17 protein-coding genes and 5 pseudogenes are annotated in these 15,725 nt (G+C 62.7%); 10 read left to right on the top strand and 12 right to left on the bottom strand.

Annotated features, from left to right (window positions below; all coding sequences use genetic code 11):
- The 4 genes and pseudogenes from M8523_RS25250 to M8523_RS25235 form a co-directional block, all read left to right on the top strand.
- A pseudogene (locus tag M8523_RS25250) lies at positions 1-210 on the top strand (NmrA family NAD(P)-binding protein); the annotation flags it as partial.
- Between the two features lie 47 nt (positions 211-257).
- A complete protein-coding gene (locus M8523_RS25245) occupies positions 258-1,004 on the top strand; it encodes an SDR family NAD(P)-dependent oxidoreductase (protein WP_282587663.1) in 747 nt (248 codons plus the stop codon).
- A gap of 93 nt (positions 1,005-1,097) precedes the next feature.
- On the top strand, positions 1,098-1,847 hold the full coding sequence (locus tag M8523_RS25240; RefSeq protein WP_282587662.1) for an SDR family NAD(P)-dependent oxidoreductase: 750 nt from the start codon (positions 1,098-1,100) through the stop codon (positions 1,845-1,847).
- A gap of 26 nt (positions 1,848-1,873) precedes the next feature.
- The gene (locus M8523_RS25235; protein ID WP_282587661.1) at positions 1,874-2,410 is read left to right on the top strand and encodes a carbonic anhydrase; all 537 of its coding nucleotides are present in this window, start codon (positions 1,874-1,876) and stop codon (positions 2,408-2,410) included.
- Positions 2,411-2,751: 341 nt separating this feature from the next.
- On the opposite strand, the gene cydB is transcribed toward M8523_RS25235, so the two are convergent.
- The 8 genes and pseudogenes from cydB to M8523_RS25195 all read right to left on the bottom strand — a co-directional run bounded on the left by cydB (position 2,752) and on the right by M8523_RS25195 (position 8,707).
- Complete coding sequence (cydB, locus tag M8523_RS25230; RefSeq protein WP_282587660.1) at positions 2,752-3,765, bottom strand: cytochrome d ubiquinol oxidase subunit II; 1,014 nt, start codon at positions 3,763-3,765, stop codon at positions 2,752-2,754.
- A gap of 4 nt (positions 3,766-3,769) precedes the next feature.
- Positions 3,770-5,206, bottom strand: coding sequence for a cytochrome ubiquinol oxidase subunit I (locus M8523_RS25225; protein WP_428351266.1), 1,437 nt, complete (start codon positions 5,204-5,206; stop codon positions 3,770-3,772).
- A complete protein-coding gene (locus M8523_RS25220) occupies positions 5,203-5,901 on the bottom strand; it encodes a DsbA family protein (RefSeq protein WP_282587658.1) in 699 nt (232 codons plus the stop codon). Before M8523_RS25220 ends, M8523_RS25225 begins: the two co-directional genes overlap by 4 nt.
- 32 nt (positions 5,902-5,933) lie before the next feature.
- Positions 5,934-6,752 (bottom strand): sulfite exporter TauE/SafE family protein, encoded by an 819-nt coding sequence (locus M8523_RS25215; RefSeq protein ID WP_282587657.1) that lies wholly within the window; start codon positions 6,750-6,752, stop codon positions 5,934-5,936.
- Entirely contained in the window at positions 6,749-7,204 is a 456-nt protein-coding gene (locus M8523_RS25210; protein ID WP_282587656.1) for a DUF6691 family protein, read from the bottom strand. Before M8523_RS25210 ends, M8523_RS25215 begins: the two co-directional genes overlap by 4 nt.
- The gene (locus M8523_RS25205) at positions 7,201-7,620 is read right to left on the bottom strand and encodes a YeeE/YedE family protein (RefSeq protein ID WP_282587655.1); all 420 of its coding nucleotides are present in this window, start codon (positions 7,618-7,620) and stop codon (positions 7,201-7,203) included. The genes M8523_RS25210 and M8523_RS25205 overlap by 4 nt, the downstream gene beginning before the upstream one ends.
- Before the next feature lie 95 nt (positions 7,621-7,715).
- Positions 7,716-8,036, bottom strand: a pseudogene (locus tag M8523_RS25200) (metalloregulator ArsR/SmtB family transcription factor); the annotation flags it as partial.
- A 5-nt stretch (positions 8,037-8,041) separates the two neighbouring features.
- On the bottom strand, positions 8,042-8,707 hold the full coding sequence (locus M8523_RS25195; protein ID WP_282587654.1) for a peroxiredoxin: 666 nt from the start codon (positions 8,705-8,707) through the stop codon (positions 8,042-8,044).
- A 220-nt stretch (positions 8,708-8,927) separates the two neighbouring features.
- On the opposite strand from M8523_RS25195, the gene M8523_RS25190 reads away from it, so the two are divergent.
- The 3 genes and pseudogenes from M8523_RS25190 (at position 8,928) to M8523_RS25180 (ending at position 10,414) form a co-directional block, all read left to right on the top strand.
- Positions 8,928-9,053, top strand: a complete 126-nt coding sequence (locus M8523_RS25190) for a carboxymuconolactone decarboxylase family protein (protein WP_282587653.1) — start codon at positions 8,928-8,930, stop codon at positions 9,051-9,053.
- A gap of 100 nt (positions 9,054-9,153) precedes the next feature.
- Positions 9,154-9,798 (top strand): annotated as a pseudogene (locus M8523_RS25185) (MBL fold metallo-hydrolase); the annotation flags it as partial.
- Between the two features lie 358 nt (positions 9,799-10,156).
- Positions 10,157-10,414 (top strand): RNA-binding protein, encoded by a 258-nt coding sequence (locus tag M8523_RS25180; RefSeq protein WP_282587652.1) that lies wholly within the window; start codon positions 10,157-10,159, stop codon positions 10,412-10,414.
- On the opposite strand, the gene M8523_RS25175 is transcribed toward M8523_RS25180, so the two are convergent.
- Positions 10,397-11,602, bottom strand: a complete 1,206-nt coding sequence (locus M8523_RS25175) for an AAA family ATPase (protein WP_282587651.1) — start codon at positions 11,600-11,602, stop codon at positions 10,397-10,399. The two genes, M8523_RS25180 and M8523_RS25175, sit on opposite strands and share 18 nt — an antisense overlap.
- A gap of 143 nt (positions 11,603-11,745) precedes the next feature.
- Here M8523_RS25175 and M8523_RS25170 point away from each other — a divergent pair, with 143 nt between their 5' ends.
- The 3 genes and pseudogenes from M8523_RS25170 to M8523_RS25160 all read left to right on the top strand — a co-directional run.
- Positions 11,746-12,624, top strand: coding sequence for an IS1 family transposase (locus tag M8523_RS25170; protein ID WP_282587665.1), 879 nt, complete (start codon positions 11,746-11,748; stop codon positions 12,622-12,624).
- Positions 12,625-12,641: 17 nt separating this feature from the next.
- Positions 12,642-13,283 (top strand): hypothetical protein, encoded by a 642-nt coding sequence (locus M8523_RS25165; RefSeq protein ID WP_282587650.1) that lies wholly within the window; start codon positions 12,642-12,644, stop codon positions 13,281-13,283.
- 21 nt (positions 13,284-13,304) lie between these two features.
- A pseudogene (locus M8523_RS25160) lies at positions 13,305-13,556 on the top strand (MBL fold metallo-hydrolase); the annotation flags it as partial.
- Between the two features lie 307 nt (positions 13,557-13,863).
- Here M8523_RS25160 and M8523_RS25155 read toward each other — a convergent pair.
- The 3 genes and pseudogenes from M8523_RS25155 to M8523_RS25145 all read right to left on the bottom strand — a co-directional run.
- Positions 13,864-14,136: pseudogene (locus M8523_RS25155) on the bottom strand (integrase core domain-containing protein); the annotation flags it as partial.
- A 34-nt stretch (positions 14,137-14,170) separates the two neighbouring features.
- Entirely contained in the window at positions 14,171-14,938 is a 768-nt protein-coding gene (locus M8523_RS25150; RefSeq protein WP_282587649.1) for an SDR family NAD(P)-dependent oxidoreductase, read from the bottom strand.
- Between the two features lie 90 nt (positions 14,939-15,028).
- A complete protein-coding gene (locus tag M8523_RS25145) occupies positions 15,029-15,709 on the bottom strand; it encodes a peroxiredoxin-like family protein (protein ID WP_282587648.1) in 681 nt (226 codons plus the stop codon).
- Positions 15,710-15,725 lie beyond the last annotated feature (16 nt).

The raw sequence follows: 15,725 nt of genomic DNA, 5'->3' as shown, positions 1-15,725 counted from the left end.
CAGGATCTGCCGATCGACGAATACTGCGCCTCGCTGGAGACGATGGGGGTCCCGGCCTACATCGTGCAGCACCTCAGCGGCGCGATGGAAGACTACCAGAACGGGGTGATGTCCGGCGCCGATGATAACGTCGAGCGCCTGACCGGCCGCCGATCGATGACCGTAGGCGAGTTCGCCCGCGCCCACGCAGCCACGCTGAACGGGTCTTGAGGCGAGCAAATGCTCGATCCGTCAAGAACGCCTGGGAGGAGATGGACATGAACATCAACGGTTGCGTGGCCCTCGTCACAGGTGCCCCCGGCGGGATCGGACGCGCCTTCGTCGCGGAACTCCTGAAGCGCGGCTCCACCAAGATCTACGTCGGCGCCCGCGACACCGCCTCCTTGGCGGACCTGGTGAAGGACGACGACAAGCGCCTCATCCCGATGGCCCTGGACGTGACGGACCCCGCCATGGTGGCGCGCGCCGCGACCGAGGCGCCGGACGTGATGCTGCTCGTCAACAACGCCGGCTACGCGGCCTTCCAGGGCGCGATCGCGGCGCACGACATGACCGCCGCCCGCCGCGAGATGGACGTCAACTACTTCGGCCCCCTGGCCCTCACGCGCGCATTTCGTCCAATCCTGGCGGCGGGAGGGGGCGGGGCCGTGGTCAACATGCTGTCGATGGCCGCCCTCGTCAGCCTGCCCGTGACCGGGACCTATTCGGCCTCGAAGGCGGCGTTCCTGTCGGTGACGCGCAGCATACGGGCCGAGCTTGCGGCGCAAGGCACCGCCGTGGTCGGCGTGTTGGCCGTCCAGACGGAGAGCGCGATCGGCGCCCGGCTTCCGCCGCCGCGCATGATGCCCGCCGAGGTGGTCGCCGATGTCCTCGATGCGGTTCAGGCCGGCCTCAGCGAGGAGATCGTCGCCGGCGCCCAGACCAAGGCGGCCTATCAGGCCTTCACGGCCGACCCGAAGGGTTTCCAGGCGAAGATGTCGACCCGGCTACCACAGGCCACCTGACAGGCTGCTCACGCCGTCGATCCGGCCGGCGACCGTCACACCGCAGCCTGTCGGCTCCGATCCACACTTCGCTCGTCCTCAGGAGGAGACCACATGGGCAAGCTCGATGGGAAAGTCGCCGTCGTCACGGGCGGGACCGGGGGCATCGGCCTCGCCACCGCCCAAGCCTTCGTGCGCGAGGGCGCCTTCGTGTTCGTCATCGGGCGTCGGCAGGCCGAACTCGACGAGGCCATCGCCCTGATCGGTCCGAACGCCAAAGGGGTACAGGGCGACGTCGCCCAGCCGAGCGATCTCGACCGTCTCTACGACGCCGTGCACACCGAGAGAGGGCACATCGATATCGTCTTCGCCAACGCGGGCATCGCGCGGCTGGCCCCGCTCGGTAGCCTGACAGACAACCACATCGACGAGCTGTTCGACATCAACGTCAAGGGCGTGATCCACACCGTCCAGAAGGCTTTGCCCCACCTCCGTCCCGGGGCCTCGATCATCCTGAACGCCTCGATCGTCGGGTCGAAGGGCTTCGCGAACTGGAGCGTCTACAGTGCCACGAAGGCCGCCGTGAGGTCGTTCGCCAGGACCTGGGCCTCGGACCTCAAGGGCCGCGACATTCGTGTGAACGCGATCAGCCCCGGCGTGATCGAGACGCCCGGCTACGGGACGGTCGGCTTGTCGGCCGCCGACCTGGATGGTTACTTCGCCTTCACGAAGACGATGACGCCCCTTGAGCGGAACGGCACGGCGGACGACGTCGCGGGCGTCGTGACGTTCCTGGCGTCGGACGAAAGCAGGTTCATGACCGGCTCCGAGGTCTTCGTCGACGGCGGCTTCGCGCAGATCTGATCCCCAGTAGCAACCACGGAGGGCACATGGATTTCCTTGAGACGATCGCCAAGCGGAACGAAAAGTTCGTCCAAGACGGCTTTTCGGCGAGCCTGAAGATAATCCCGATCGCCAAGACGATCATCGTCGGCTGCCTGGACCCTCGGGTCGATCCCATGGACATCCTCGGGCTTGAGCCCGACGAAGCGGCGATCATCCGGAACATCGGCGGGCGCATCAATCCAGCCGTCATCGAGACCCTGATCCTTCTGCCGGCCGTCGCCAAGGCGGTCGGCCAGAACATGGGTCCCGGCTGGAACCTCATTATCCTGCACCACACCGATTGCGGGATCATCGGATGCTACAAGCACGCTCCCGACCAGCTGGCCAAGCATCTGGGGGTCACGCGACCGCAACTCGACTGCATGGAGGTCACCGACCCCTACAAGGCCGTCGCCCAGGATGTCGCGGCCTGGAAGGCCAATTCCGATGTCCCGGGCGGGTTCATGATCTCGGGCGTCGTCTACGACGTGGCGACGGGACGGATCCAGGTCGTCGTTCCGCCGACTCAGCTTCGCGAGTGAGCTTTCGTGCCGTCGATTGACCCGAAGCACGGCCCCATTCGCTCGATGATCTACAGGATCCGCCCATGACAACTGTTCTAGTGACCGGCGCCCGGGCGGGCAGCGTGTCCACCGCCGCACTCGCATCGGCTACCAGGGACTTCGAGCTCCGTATCGTCATCGTCAGGCACTCCGTTGATGTTCGTCCGAGTCGCCCCGATCATCCCATGGCATTCGGCGGTCATAAGCTCTTGATCACCCATCGCAGGACGGCGGCGACGATACCGATGGTAAGGACGCCTGCCAGCCAGAGACAGACGAACCAACCGACCCGTCGAAAGAGAACCGCGCGAGCACTTCGATCAGTGGTAGTGCGCACCGGCTTGCACCTTTCCCCGGAACACCCAGTAGCTGAATCCTGAGTAGATCACGATGAGCGGTATCAGCACGGAGGCGCCAACGAGCACGAAAAGCTGGCTTGCCCGTGGCGCCGCCGCCTGCCAGATCGTGATGTCCGGCGGGATCATCAGGGGGAACAGGCTGATGCCGAGACCGGCGAAGCAGAGGACGAAGATTCCCAAGGCGCACAGGAACGGCGTCAGGTGGTGCTCCCGTGCGATGCCCATGCGGAACACCAGCGCGATCACCGCGACCAGGACCGGCACCGGGCTCGTGAGAAGGATGCCGGGCCAGCCGAACCACCGGTGCATGAACAGTGGGTTCAGGAATGGCGTCCACAGGCTCACGGCGACGATCAACCCCAGCGTGGCCCAGGCGAGCACCGCGGCCTGCTTTCGCGCCCGCGACTGGAGCGACGCGTCGGTGCGCCAGACCAGCCAGCACGCCCCAAGCCAGGCATAGCCCACGACCACGGCGACGCCGCAGAGAACGGTGAAGGGCGTGAGCCAATCGAACCATCCCCCGGCATATTGCCGGTCGACGACATGGATGCCCTGCAGGAGACCGCCCAACGTCAGGCCCTGGCAGAGCGCGGCCACCGTCGAGCCGCCGAAGAACGCGAAGTCCCACAGCCTGCGGCCCGTCGCGGTCTCGGCACGGAAGCGGAACTCGAACGCCACCCCCCTGAAGATCAGGCCGAACAGCATCCCGAGGATGGTCGGGTAGAGCGCCGGCATGATCACCGCGTAGGCCAGGGGGAAGACGGCGAAGAGGCCGCCGCCACCGAGCACCAGCCACGTCTCGTTGCCGTCCCACATCGGGGCGATCGAGTTCACCATCGTGTCGCGGTCCTCCGCCCCGCGCTCTGCCGAGAAGAGGATGCCGACCCCGAGGTCGAACCCGTCGAGGACCACGTAGGCCAGGACCGCGAAGGCGATCAGCCCCGCCCAGACCACAGCGATCGTTTCGGTGCTCATGCGATCACTCCGCCGGCTGCGTCGAGACTTCGCCGGTCCCGGACGGGACGGCGCCGGGCAGGCCCGGATGGATGCCTGCGGTGCGGGTCGGCAGGTCGGTTCGCACGCCCGTCTCGCCGGCACGCGGGGGCTTCGCCATCAGGCGCAGGATGATCATGACGCCCGCGCCGAAGACGATGAAGTACACCACCGCGAAGATCGCGAAGGACGTCGCGATTCCAGGCAAGGCGATGGGCGAGATGCTGTCGGCGGTCCGCAACACGCCATAGACCGTATAGGGTTGGCGGCCGATCTCCGTCGTCATCCAGCCGCACAGAAGCGCGACCAGGGGCGCCGGGCTCATCAGGAGCGCCATCCGGTGGAGAGCGCGGCTGGTGAAGAGCGTGCCGCGCCACCGCGCGAGCAGGCTGAACAGCCCGAGGCCGAACATCAGGAAGCCCAGTCCCACCATGACCCGGAACGTCCAGAAAACGACCGGGGCGTAGGGCCGGTCGCCGGGTGGGACTTCCTTGAGGCCGGGGACGCGCCCATTCCACGTGTGCGTGAGAATGACGGAGGAAGCGTGCGGGATCTCGATCTTGTAGTCGGTCCGCTCCTTTTCCATGTTGGGCAGGCCGAAGAGGATGAGGGGTGCGCCATCTGGCCCCGAGGGGTCCCAGTCGCCTTCCATGGCGGCGATCTTCATGGGCTGGTGCTCCAGCGTGTTCAGGCCATGAAGGTCGCCCATGCCGATCTGGATCGGCGCCACGATGGCGGCCATCCACATCGCCATGGAGAACATCGTGCGCACGGCGGGAGTTGAGGGGCCGCGAAGCAGGTGCCAGGCCGCGACCCCGCTCACGATGAAGGCGACGACGAGATAGGAGGCGAGCACCATGTGCGGCACGCGGACGAACACCGACGGGTTGAAGATCACCTGCCAGTAGTCTGTCGGGAACATGCGCCCGTCCGGGCCGACGCCGAACCCTGCCGGGGTCTGCATCCAGCTGTTGACCGAGAGGATCCAGAAGGCCGACAGGAAGGTGCCGCCCGCGACCATGCAGGTCGCGAAGAAGTGGAGCTTGCGGCCGACCCGCTCCATGCCGAACAGCATGACGCCCAGAAACCCCGCTTCCAGGAAGAAGGCCGTCAGGACCTCATAGGCCATGACGGGTCCGATCACCGGCCCTGCTTTGTCGGCGTAGCGCGACCAGTTGGTTCCGAACTGGTAGGACATCACCAATCCGGACACGACGCCCATCGCGAAGCCGATGGAGAAAATCTTGATCCAGTAGCGGAAGAGGTCGAGGTAGACCTGCTTTCCGGTCCTCAGCCAAAGCCCTTCCAGCACCATCAGGTAACTGGCCAAGCCGATGGAAAAGGCGGGGAAGATGATGTGAAAGGCCACCGTGAACCCGAATTGCGCCCGGGCGAGATGGAAGGCGTCGAGGGCAGGCATCAGTCGTCCCTTCGTTGAGCGTCGTCAGCCGGCATCCGGATTGTGGCCCCAGCCCGGCTCCGAGCGTCGGCCGCGGCGGCCTTGAAGCCTGCGACGTCGAGCGGCTGCTCCACAAGCAGGGGGCCGATCAGGAACGCCGGCGTGCCCTGAAGGCCGAGCTTGTCCGCCTGCTTTTCCGTGCGAGCCAGGACTGCGTCGATCTCCGGGCCGTGAGCCGCGAGATCGGCTGCAAGGCGCGGACCGTCTGCACCCGCCGCCACCGCGATGGTCATGGCCTGATCGACGCTCACCTTTCGCATCGGAGCGTGAAGGAGCGCCCAATGGACGGTTGCATATCGCCCCTGCCATTGCGCAGCCAACGCCACGCGGGCGGCAGCGACCGAGCCGACGCCGAAGATCGGCCAGTCCTTGTACACCACGCGAACGCCTTGATCGGCGGCAAGGAACGCCTCGAAGGCGGGTTGCGTCCGGACGCACACTGGGCAGTTGTAGTCAAAGAACTCGACCACGGTGACGTCACCATTTGGATTGCCGCCACTAGGCGTCGCCGGGTCGGACAACAACGCGGTGCGGCTGAGTTCCGGATCGGCCGGGCGCGCCGTCTCCGCATGGAGCAGTGTACAGGCGAAAAGCATGCCGCAAAGTGTCATGACGGCCATCGCGTGGCTTTTTGCACGGGCGGCCATCGGCCGCGGCATGGATCTTCGGCGGCCCGGACCAGTTTCGCCCCTCATCGCTTGACGCCCTGAGCCGCCGCGTCTGGCAGCCAGACACCCACGGTGCGGTAGATCATATAACCGGCGACCATGAAGATGACAGCCGCGAAGACGCGGTTGAGCACCCCCTTGTAAGCGGCCAGGGAGCAGGCGAGCCGCATTCCGGTCCACCCGCCCAACAGGCCGCCGCCGATGTATTCGGCCGCGACTGCCCAATCGACGAGGCCCGACAACGCGTAATTGATCGCGGTCGCCAGACCGAAGGCACCGACCGCGAACAGCGATGTTCCGATCGCGTTGATGAGCGGCATGCCGGTCGCGAACAAAAGTCCGGGCACGACCAGAAAGCCGCCTCCGATTCCGAAGAAGCCGGACAGGGCACCCGCCATGAACGCCACGGCCGCCAGCTTCGAAGTACACGCGGGGGAGTCGGCCTTGAGCCCGTCCAGGACCCCTCCGGACTTCCGCTCCGTCTTCGCGGCTCGCAGCATCAGCACGCCGACGACGATCATGAGGACCGCGAAGAGGAGCAGCAGCTTCTGGCCGTCAAAGGCCTTTCCGAGCGTCGAGCCCGCGAATGCGCCCACCACGCCGACGGCGGCGAAGGCCACGGCATTGCCCCAACGGACATTGCCGGCCCGCCAATGCTGCGCGAAGCTCGCGAATGCGCTGACCGCGACCGCGAGCGCGCCAGTCCCGATGGCGATATGCGGTTGGGTGATGCCTACGACATAGAGCAGCAGGGGCGTCGCCAGGATCGAGCCACCGCCGCCGATCAGACCGAGCATCAAGCCAACCAGGGTCCCGGAAAGGACGGCAAGGGAGGCGCTCAACGGACGGGAATCTCTCGGACGGCCGGTTCGGGCCTGAGGAGAACGAGCCTGTGAAGGGCCATGCCGGTCAGCATGGCCGCGACGAAGATCGTGATCGGCGCGAGCCCCAGCGTAAGGCCGGCAAGGGCCGGGCCCGGGCAGAGCCCGACGAGACCCCAGCCGATCCCGAACAGGGCCGCGCCCCCGAGCAGCTTGGAGTCCAGCGTCGCGGTGGAAGGGATCTCGAAGCGTGCTGCAACGAGTGGCTTCCGCATGCGTCCCGCGAAAAAGTGACCGGCTACGGAGACGACCACGGCCCCCGCGAACACGAAGGCGAGGCTCGGGTCCCACGCTCCCGCGACATCGAGGAAGCACAGCACACGCGCCGGGTCCATCATGCCCGACATTGCCAAGCCAGTGCCGAACAGGAGGCCTGACAGGGCGGCTGCGACAAGGCGGACAGTTGCACTCACAGGTGCACCCCGTGGCGCGTTAGGAGCACCGTCGCGATTGCCGTCGCCATGAAGGTCGCCACCGCCGCCATCGAGCGCGGCGACAGCCTCGCGAGGCCACACACGCCATGGCCGCTGGTGCAGCCGGAGCCGAGGCGCGTGCCTAAGCCGACCAGGAGTCCGCCAACGATCAAGGCGGGCCACGACGCCTCGATGCGCACGGGCGGCCACACGCCGGCGAACTGCCTGTAGACGAGCGGCCCTGCCAGCAACCCGAGAAGGAAGAGGGCCCGCCACGCGGTGTCGCGGTCGGGACCTCCGAGCAGCCCTCCGGTGATCCCGGAGACACCGGCAATCCGGCCGTTGACGAGAAGCAGCAGTGCGGCCGACAGTCCGATCAGCGCGCCTCCGGCCAGCGAGATGAGGTAGGCCGTCATTGGCCGCCCCCAACGACCGCGAAGCGGGCCGCCTCGTCCGACCGACGGCCCGATTGAGGCCGAGCCTTGGTTCGCGCAGGTTTGACCTTCTCGGCACAAAAGATGTCGTGCAGGGCGGCGAGCAGCGCTACCGCGCGTTGGTCGGTGAGCGCGTAGAACACCACCTTGTGCTCGCGCCGCGTTGCAACGAGCGCGGCGTCCCGCAGCTCCCCCAGTTGCTGGGAAAGGGTCGGTTGCCTGATGCCGAGTTCGCGCTCGATCTCGCCGACCGAACGTTCACCTTCGTGCAGCAGGCACAGGATGCGGAGTCGGTTCGAGTTGGCCACCACCCGGAGAAGCGCGCTGACCTCTTCGGCCTTGGTCTCCGGCAGGCGCTCCGTGGCTGGGATGTCCGGTGTCGTCGGGTTCGGGGCCATGGCCGTCAGAGGCTCCCCAGCCGGTAGTACCAGTCGGCTCCGTCTTCGCCGGCACGCTGCTCTATGGCGTCGACGCTGAGGAGAGGAGCCAAAATGACGGGGTCACCCGGCCGCCAACCTTCGGGGGTCGAGACTTCGGCCGAGTCCGTGGCCTGCAAGGCCGCGACGAGCCGCAAGATCTCGTCCACGTTCCGGCCGACCGACATCGGATAGGTGATCGAGGCGCGGACGATCCCGGCTGGGTCGATCACGAAGGTGGTCCGCACGGTGGCGCTGGAGTCCGCGCCGGGTGGCAGCATGCCGTAGGCCCGGGCGATGGCCATCGAGGGATCCTCGACGAGCGGAAAGGGGATTTTCACCTTGAAACGGTGAGCGATGCTCTGGATCCAGGCGAGATGGGAGAACAGGCTGTCGACCGACAGCCCCAGCAGGTCGCAGTCGAGCGCCTGGAACCGGTCGAACGCCTTGGCGAAGGCCACGAACTCGCTGGTGCATACGGGCGTGAAGTCCGCGGGGTGGGAAAAGAAGACCAGCCAGCGGCCGGCGTAGCAAGCAAGGTCGCGCTCGCCCATCGTCGTTCGGGCACGGAAGGCGGGCGCGCGGTCGTTCAGTCCCGGAGGCCTCAGGGCAGTCGGGGAGGTGGCTGGCCCATTATCACTTTCTGTTTTCATGAACTGATGGGCTTCTCAAATCATCTCTTTCTAAAACGTATGTTGACGTCTGGTCCCATGTCAATATGTTGTTAGCTGGATCGACACCCTGTCATTTTACTTGATCTTAAATCGATAGAGATGGGCCATGGAGACGAAGGCGATCACGCAGGAGTTCTCCGTCGCCGGCCAGCTCGGCGGATCTGATGTCACCAAGTAACTGATAGCGCTCGCCATCGGCGTGGCCACGCGGTGCGCGCCCGACATCGCCTACCACACCGAGGGCGCGCTCAAGGTCGGAGCCTCACGCGAGGCTATCGCGGGGACGCTTGGGATCGCTGTCTCCATGGGGCCGGCCCCTCCGTGATGTACGCGGCCCAGGGCTTGAGGCGCTGTACCGGATAGCAACGCGGGCGGTGTGACCCGCTGACATCAGACAACCGAATGCCTGTTTCGAGGAGATTATCATGACCGAGACGTTCCCGCTTCAGATGAACAAGCACCCGAACGTGAAGGCGTTCTTCGACGAGCCGACAAACACCTTCTCCTATGTCGTGACCGATCCCGAGACCAAGCGCTGCGCCGTGATAGACTCGGTGCTCGATCTCGATTACGCGGCCGGCCGGCTCGACTATGGTTCGGCCAAGGCCATCGTCGCCTATGTGTGCGAGCACGGGCTCACGGTCGACTGGCTGATCGAGACGCACGTGCATGCCGACCACATGTCGGCCGCGCCCTACATCCAAGCGCAGGTCGGCGGCAAGCTCGGCATCGGGGAGCGGATCATCGTCGTCCAGGAGACCTTCGGCAAGATCTTCAACGAGGGGTCGGAGTTCCAGCGCGACGGCTCGCAGTTCGACCGTCTTTTCAAGGACGGCGAAACCTACGCCATCGGCTCGATCACCGCGTTCGCGATCCATACGCCGGGGCACACGCCGGCTTGCATGACGCACGTGATAGGCGATGCCGCCTTCGTGGGGGACACGCTGTTCATGCCGGACGGTGGCACGGCCCGCGCCGACTTCCCGGGCGGCGACGCCCATGCCCTGTTCCGGTCGGTGAAACGTGTACTTGCCCTCCCGGACGGGATGCGGCTCTTCATGTGCCACGACTAGGTAGTGTCGCAGTTTGAAATTGGCGGGGCTTGACCCCGGTCGCAGGCTGGTCCCATCTTCTGTATGCTTAGCGGGAAGCATGGAGAGACAGGCTTGCGTGTCCTTACGAGAATGTTTTGGGAAGATAGTCGGACGGGAGGCAATCCCGCCCCGGATTGGTTCTCGCGATGGTCTCTCGCCATCGAGAAGCCTTCAAACGAAAAGTTTATTCTGCACGAGTGGTCTGAGCATGCACCGAACACAACGCTTGGAGCAGGAAGCGAACGGGTTTCATTGAGCGATTTCGTGACAAGGCCAAGCGAGCAGCTAGACGGCCTATTCGGCTTGATGCTCCGTCTCATTCCAGGTGCCGTCGATGAGAACACCTAATCGTTCTAAGCGCCCTGCCGACGTGATCGGCAACGCCGTCCATGTCATGCGGATCGCCACAGGCGAGGTCGAAGAGGCCGCGCCCGTGGACGACGGTAAGGACCCTGCTGCGAAATTGTTGGGGGCTAAAGGGGGAAAGCGACGTGCCGAAGTTGTGTCGCCGCAGCGCCGATCTGAAATAGCGCGGAAGGCGGCTAAGTCTCGATGGGAGAAAAAGCCAACTCCTTCAAAAATTGATCAATGATTCGTGTGAAATGAGTTCGTCTGCAACTCCCTTCATAATCACATACGGCTGCATCTTTGGCTCTCTGAACCGATATTTGTACGCTTTAGGAACACCTTTCTTCTCGATCATCCCGCCTCTTTCAAGATCGCAGAATGCCTCGATGTGAGGGAAGAAATTTGCGATTTTGATTGGGCGTCCAAGAAGCTGCGTTAATGCCGGCAGTACATCTGATGGCGTAAAACGTCCGAGGTCATCATGCTTGGCTAGAGCACATGCCAGCAAAACCTGTTTGTACAAATTATTCTTCTTGTTACTCAGGACTGCGCCACTGTATGCATCTTCTGATGTCTGATCTGAACTATGCACCATCTTTTTAATCGCAAAATCTAAATCATTATTATTTATTTTTAATCTTTTGTTCTTGGCAGCATTGACTGCTGCATCTCTGCCTAAAAAATGAATGTATTCAGGCAGACCTCTGGCAAGACTTAAAATATCTCGCTTAGTTTCAGCTTGAATGGTAAATCCTACCTTGGGATAGCGTTGATCTAATATCTCTGCCATCTCATTGCTGTCCATACGAGGCATTTTAATTTCAGTAATGTTTCTTGAAATCGAGCTATGCTCCTCGACCAATATCTTTACGTCTTCTGCTACTCCGACGATGACGATGGTTACGTTGGCTGCTCTGTCGTCCGACAATGCCTTTAAAGTGTGCGACATCAATTTTTTTGCATCGGTGTCAGTAAATTTGTCGAACTCATCCAAGATTATGATCGGTAGTGTATTTTGGCTAAAGCCCCCTAATTCGCGCACGATATCGTCTGGATCTATTTTACCAGGATAACGCTCGCTGACTTTCACTCCGTCGACCTGAATCTCGCTAAAAACTCGACGCCATATGCTGCTGAAGTCGTCGGTAGGAAACGCCGGCTTTCGAATTGAAACGATCGACCGCATTTTCCCAGCGAACATCATATGAAATGTATTCGCGAGGGACGTTTTTCCAACCCCTCGTTCTCCGAACAAAATTGCATGGCGCCCACGTTCGAAGATGGCACTCGTGAGTGCGCCGATTTGAGGTTGTCGCCCAGCGATCAGCGACGCTTCGTTGATTGGAGCCGCCGGGCTAAATAACTCCTGAATTTCAATTGCCTTGAAAGCCCAGTCTTCGTCGGTAAGAGGCTTTGGGAAGTCAGTCTTCATCGAACCCTCGATTGGTCAATCGCCCAAACTTAGATATCAGGCGCATAAACTTAGAGCAAGAGGGTTCGAACTTAGAGCAAAAAGGCTTAGACTTAGAGGCATAATCCTTGAGGCTAAGCATCGAAGTTCATATCATGCTCGGCATGAACAAGCTTCCTCTCGCCAAGCGCGCTCAGATCCTCACCCTCCTCTGCGAAGGGTCGAGCATGCGGTCGGTTGAGCGGATCACGGGTTGCAGCATCAACACCGTGTCCAAGCTCCTGGTTGATGCTGGCAAAGCGTGTGCGACTTTCCATGACGAGCAGGTCCGCAACGTGAAGGCCAAGCGTATCCAATGCGATGATATCTGGAGCTTTACGGCCGCCAAGCAGAAGAACGTCGCGGGCATGAAGGCCCCCGTAGACGGGGCCGGCGACACATGGACCTGGACCGCCCTCGATGCCGACACAAAGCTGATCGTCTCGCACTTCGTTGGCGGCCGTGACGGGGAATGCGCCAAGTGGTTCATGGACGACGTGGCCAGCCGTCTCGCCAATCGCGTTCAGATGACCACAGACGGACATAAAGCCTACCTGGAGGCTGTTGAGGGCGCCTTCGGTGCGGATATCGACTACGCCATGCTCGTGAAGATCTATGGGGCCTCACCGGACAGCGCCAAGGGTCGCTACAGCCCCGCCGATTGCACAGGGATCAAGAAGAACAGGATTGAGGGCGAGCCTGACCTCGCGCACGTCTCGACCAGCTATGTCGAGCGGGCGAACCTCACCATGCGGATGCACAACCGCCGCTTCACGCGGTTGACAAATGCGTTCTCGAAGAAGTTCGAGAACCACGCCCATATGGTCGCGCTCTATGCGGTTTGCTACAACTTCTGCCGCATCCACAAGTCGCTTCGGGTCTCGCCGGCCATGGCGGCAGGCGTTGCCGATCGGCTCTGGAGCATGGAAGATGTTGCAGAGATGGTGGAGGCTGGATTGCCGAAGCCGGGGAAGCGTGGGTCATACAAGAAGGCGGTCGGTTGATCTGATCGTAAGCCGTTATGGACACTTGGTTTCGCAGCTTAACGTTGCAGTTGATCGGTCTAGTGATTATTGTTCTTGGTGCATTATACCTCCTAAAATCGAAAGTTCCTGAAAGCGCTGAGGGTACTTTGATTGGGGCCGGGGTAGGCGCTGTTGTCTCAATCGCTATTTTTGGCATTACTAAGTCACAAAACAAACGTGGAACGACACTAGATTTATTTAAGGAATACTACTCGGCTGATTTCGCTTTGTTACGGCGCAGAGCAGAGAGATTTATGATAAGTCACAGAGACGTAGATTGGGTTAAAAATGATCCCTACGATATTGGTAGGAGAGATGAGGACTTAGCAGGTTACGGTGCAGTCCTACGTTTTTGGCAGAGAGTCGCTCTGCTGTTCACCGAAGATGAGCTGGATCGAACGCTTATTCAACGCCTCCTGGCGAGAGAGCTGGCGCACTGGCAGGTTCTGGTTTTCGAACCGGTGTTTGTACGAAAAAACATTTACGTCAGGGAAACGATTGGCAGGTTAACGCATGCTGTTGCGAACGGCCCTGCAAGAGAGGCTTTCAAAGCGGGCGTTCGGGACGGAGAGAGCATGAAGCGCAGAATGTCATCTGCTGCCGAATTGAAGACTGTCGTAAAATCCGAACGCCCTTGAATTTCAAACTGCGACACTACCCACGACTACGGACCGAATGGCCGCGCCGTTGCGTATGAAACCACGGTCGCTGAAGAGCGGGCCCACAACGTGCATGTGCACGATGGCGTCACCGAGGACGAGTTCGTGGCCATGCGCGAGGCCCGTGACGGAACCCTGGCCATGCCCAAGCTCATACTGCCGTCGCTTCAGGTCAACATGAAAGGTGGCCAGCTTCCCCCGGAAGATGCCAGTGGGCACCGCACGTTGAAGGTCCCGCTCAACTCGCTCTGACGTCGCCCCTTGGTCAAGCGTGCCTGTCTAGGAGGGTGGCCGCGGAGATCACTGCGATGGCGTCGAGGATGGGTGGTCTGCTCTCTTCGATCCAGGCCCGACGCCGACAACGGCAATCGACTTGAAAAGTGTTCTTCTGTCCATGCGAGATCTCCAAAGGAAACAGAGGAACATTCGACCGATCGACGTCACCCGAACCCCGTATTGCGGCATTCTGAGGCCATGAGACACTGGCCCCTGATCGGGGGTGGGCGGAACGCCCCAACCAACGGACGTCCAAGACGCGGCGACGCCTCGCCGCGGGACCTTAGGTGCTCAGTCCCGGCATTTGATGGCTTCGGTTGAGTCTGAACCGTCCTGGTTCTGATGTCCATTGTTTGCAGATGGCTTCGTAGGGGGTGAGACCTTTGAGGGTCGTCTTCAGTCGCCGTCCGAAGTTGTAGGCGTCGATGAGATCGGCGAGGTGCTGCTGCAATTGCGTAGGGTCGTCATAGTGGAAACGCTTGACGGTTGCGTCCTTGATGGTTCGGTTCATCCGCTCGACCTGACCGATGGTCCAGGGGTGTTTCACCCTGGTCACGGGCGTGCTCCGCGCGGAGTCTTGTCGGCGGCCGTCAGGCGTTCCAGCCGCCATCGACGGTGAGGTTTTCGCCGTTGGTGAAGGATGCCTCCTGGCTGGCCAGGTAGGCCACGGCGGCCGCGATCTCGTCGACCTTGCCGAACCGGCCGACGCTGGTGAGCTTCACCATCGTCGCATGGGCGTCCGTCCCCTCGTTGGGGCTCAGGTCGGTGTCGATCGGGCCGGGTTGGACGCCGTTGACCGTGATGCCCAGCGGTCCAAGCTCGCGCGACAGCCCTCGGGTGAAGCCATGCAGGGCGAACTTGGTCGCGATGTACAGGGTGACGCCGCCCAGGGGCGCGGCCTCCCCGAAGGCCGAGCCGACGTTGATGATGCGGCCCCATCCGGCTTTCGCCATGCGCTTGCCGGCCTCCTTCGCGAGCGCGATGGGGGCGCGGACGTTGACGTTGAAGTGCTTGTCGTAGGAGTCGTCGGGCTGCTCCAGGAACGGGCCGTAGTCCACCGTCCCGGCATTGTTGACGAGGATGTCGAGCTGGCCGCCGAACCTGCCGCCAAAGGCCGTGTCGATCGACGCGATGAGCGTCCTCACGCCGTCCATACCGGCCAGGTCGGCACCGATGGCTTCCGCCTCGCCGCCCGCGCTCCGGATCTCCCGGACGACGGCGTCGGCGCGGTCGGCGCTCGACGCGTAGTTCACGATGACGGACGCGCCGTTTCGGGCGAGGCGAGCGGCCACCGCGGCGCCGATGCCGCGCGATGAACCCGTGACGAGGGCGAGCTTGTTCTCAAGTGACTTGGACACGGCGATGCTTTCTACTGTGGGGAGATGAATGGGGAACAGGACCGGGCGGCTTCCGCCCTGGTCTTGCGGCGCAACCGGTGTTCGGTTGGCTCAGGCCGTCTGACGCTCGCGCAGGCTCCGCAGGGCCGGAAGCAGCTGGGAAGGGTCCGGACGCTTGGTGTAGTCCGGATTGACCTCGGCGTAGGCGATCACGCCGTCCTGGCCGATGACGTAGCGGGCCGGCATCGGCAGCGTCCAGGACGGGTCGCCGTTGAAGCCGGGCAGGTCGTTCTTGAAGACATTGGCATAGAGGTCGATCAGGTAGTCCGGCAGCTTGAAACGGATGCCGAACGCCTGGGCTACTTCATTGCGCGGGTCGGACAGGATGGGGAACGTGAGCTTGTTCTCGCGCACCGATTTCCGGCTGTTGGGGGCGGCCTGGGGCGAGATGGCGACAAGCCGGGCGCCGAGGCCTTCGAGGTCGGGCAAGGCCTCCTGAAGCGCCTGCAATTCCATGTTGCAGTAAGGGCACCAGACGCCGCGGTAGAAGGACACGACCAAGGGGCCGTGGGCGAGCAGGTCCCCTGAGGAGACCTCCTTCCCTTCCGGGTCCTTGAGCGTGAACGCCGGAGCCTTGTCGCCGACCTTGAGGGCCCGCGAGGCCGCGCCGGACTCGATCAGCTCGCGCGTGGCGCGGTGCATGGGTTCGTGGATGTGGCTCGGGGCGTTGTAGGGCGGCTTGCCGGCTTCGAAGTCGGCCTTGAAGGCGTCGATGCGGTCTTGGAGGGACATGGTGTTGATCCTTGCT

Origin of the sequence: Lichenifustis flavocetrariae (genome assembly GCF_026130545.1) — a bacterium.
Lineage (GTDB): Bacteria > Pseudomonadota > Alphaproteobacteria > Rhizobiales > Beijerinckiaceae > Lichenihabitans > Lichenihabitans flavocetrariae.
Note: the sequence above shows the minus strand (reverse complement) of the source record. Positions and strands in the feature narration are given on the sequence as shown.

Bases quoted from the DNA above. Each gene is read 5' to 3' on its own strand.
- M8523_RS25245 (WP_282587663.1), top strand. From the start codon at position 258: ATGAACATCAACGGTTGCGTGGCCCTCGTCACAGGTGCCCCCGGCGGG.
- M8523_RS25240 (WP_282587662.1), top strand. From the start codon at position 1,098: ATGGGCAAGCTCGATGGGAAAGTCGCCGTCGTCACGGGCGGGACCGGG.
- M8523_RS25235 (WP_282587661.1), top strand. From the start codon at position 1,874: ATGGATTTCCTTGAGACGATCGCCAAGCGGAACGAAAAGTTCGTCCAA.
- cydB (WP_282587660.1), bottom strand. From the start codon at position 3,765: ATGAGCACCGAAACGATCGCTGTGGTCTGGGCGGGGCTGATCGCCTTC.
- M8523_RS25220 (WP_282587658.1), bottom strand. From the start codon at position 5,901: ATGCCGCGGCCGATGGCCGCCCGTGCAAAAAGCCACGCGATGGCCGTC.
- M8523_RS25205 (WP_282587655.1), bottom strand. From the start codon at position 7,620: ATGACGGCCTACCTCATCTCGCTGGCCGGAGGCGCGCTGATCGGACTG.
- M8523_RS25195 (WP_282587654.1), bottom strand. From the start codon at position 8,707: ATGAAAACAGAAAGTGATAATGGGCCAGCCACCTCCCCGACTGCCCTG.
- M8523_RS25180 (WP_282587652.1), top strand. From the start codon at position 10,157: ATGAGAACACCTAATCGTTCTAAGCGCCCTGCCGACGTGATCGGCAAC.
- M8523_RS25175 (WP_282587651.1), bottom strand. From the start codon at position 11,602: ATGAAGACTGACTTCCCAAAGCCTCTTACCGACGAAGACTGGGCTTTC.
- M8523_RS25170 (WP_282587665.1), top strand. From the start codon at position 11,746: ATGAACAAGCTTCCTCTCGCCAAGCGCGCTCAGATCCTCACCCTCCTC.
- M8523_RS25165 (WP_282587650.1), top strand. From the start codon at position 12,642: ATGGACACTTGGTTTCGCAGCTTAACGTTGCAGTTGATCGGTCTAGTG.
- M8523_RS25145 (WP_282587648.1), bottom strand. From the start codon at position 15,709: ATGTCCCTCCAAGACCGCATCGACGCCTTCAAGGCCGACTTCGAAGCC.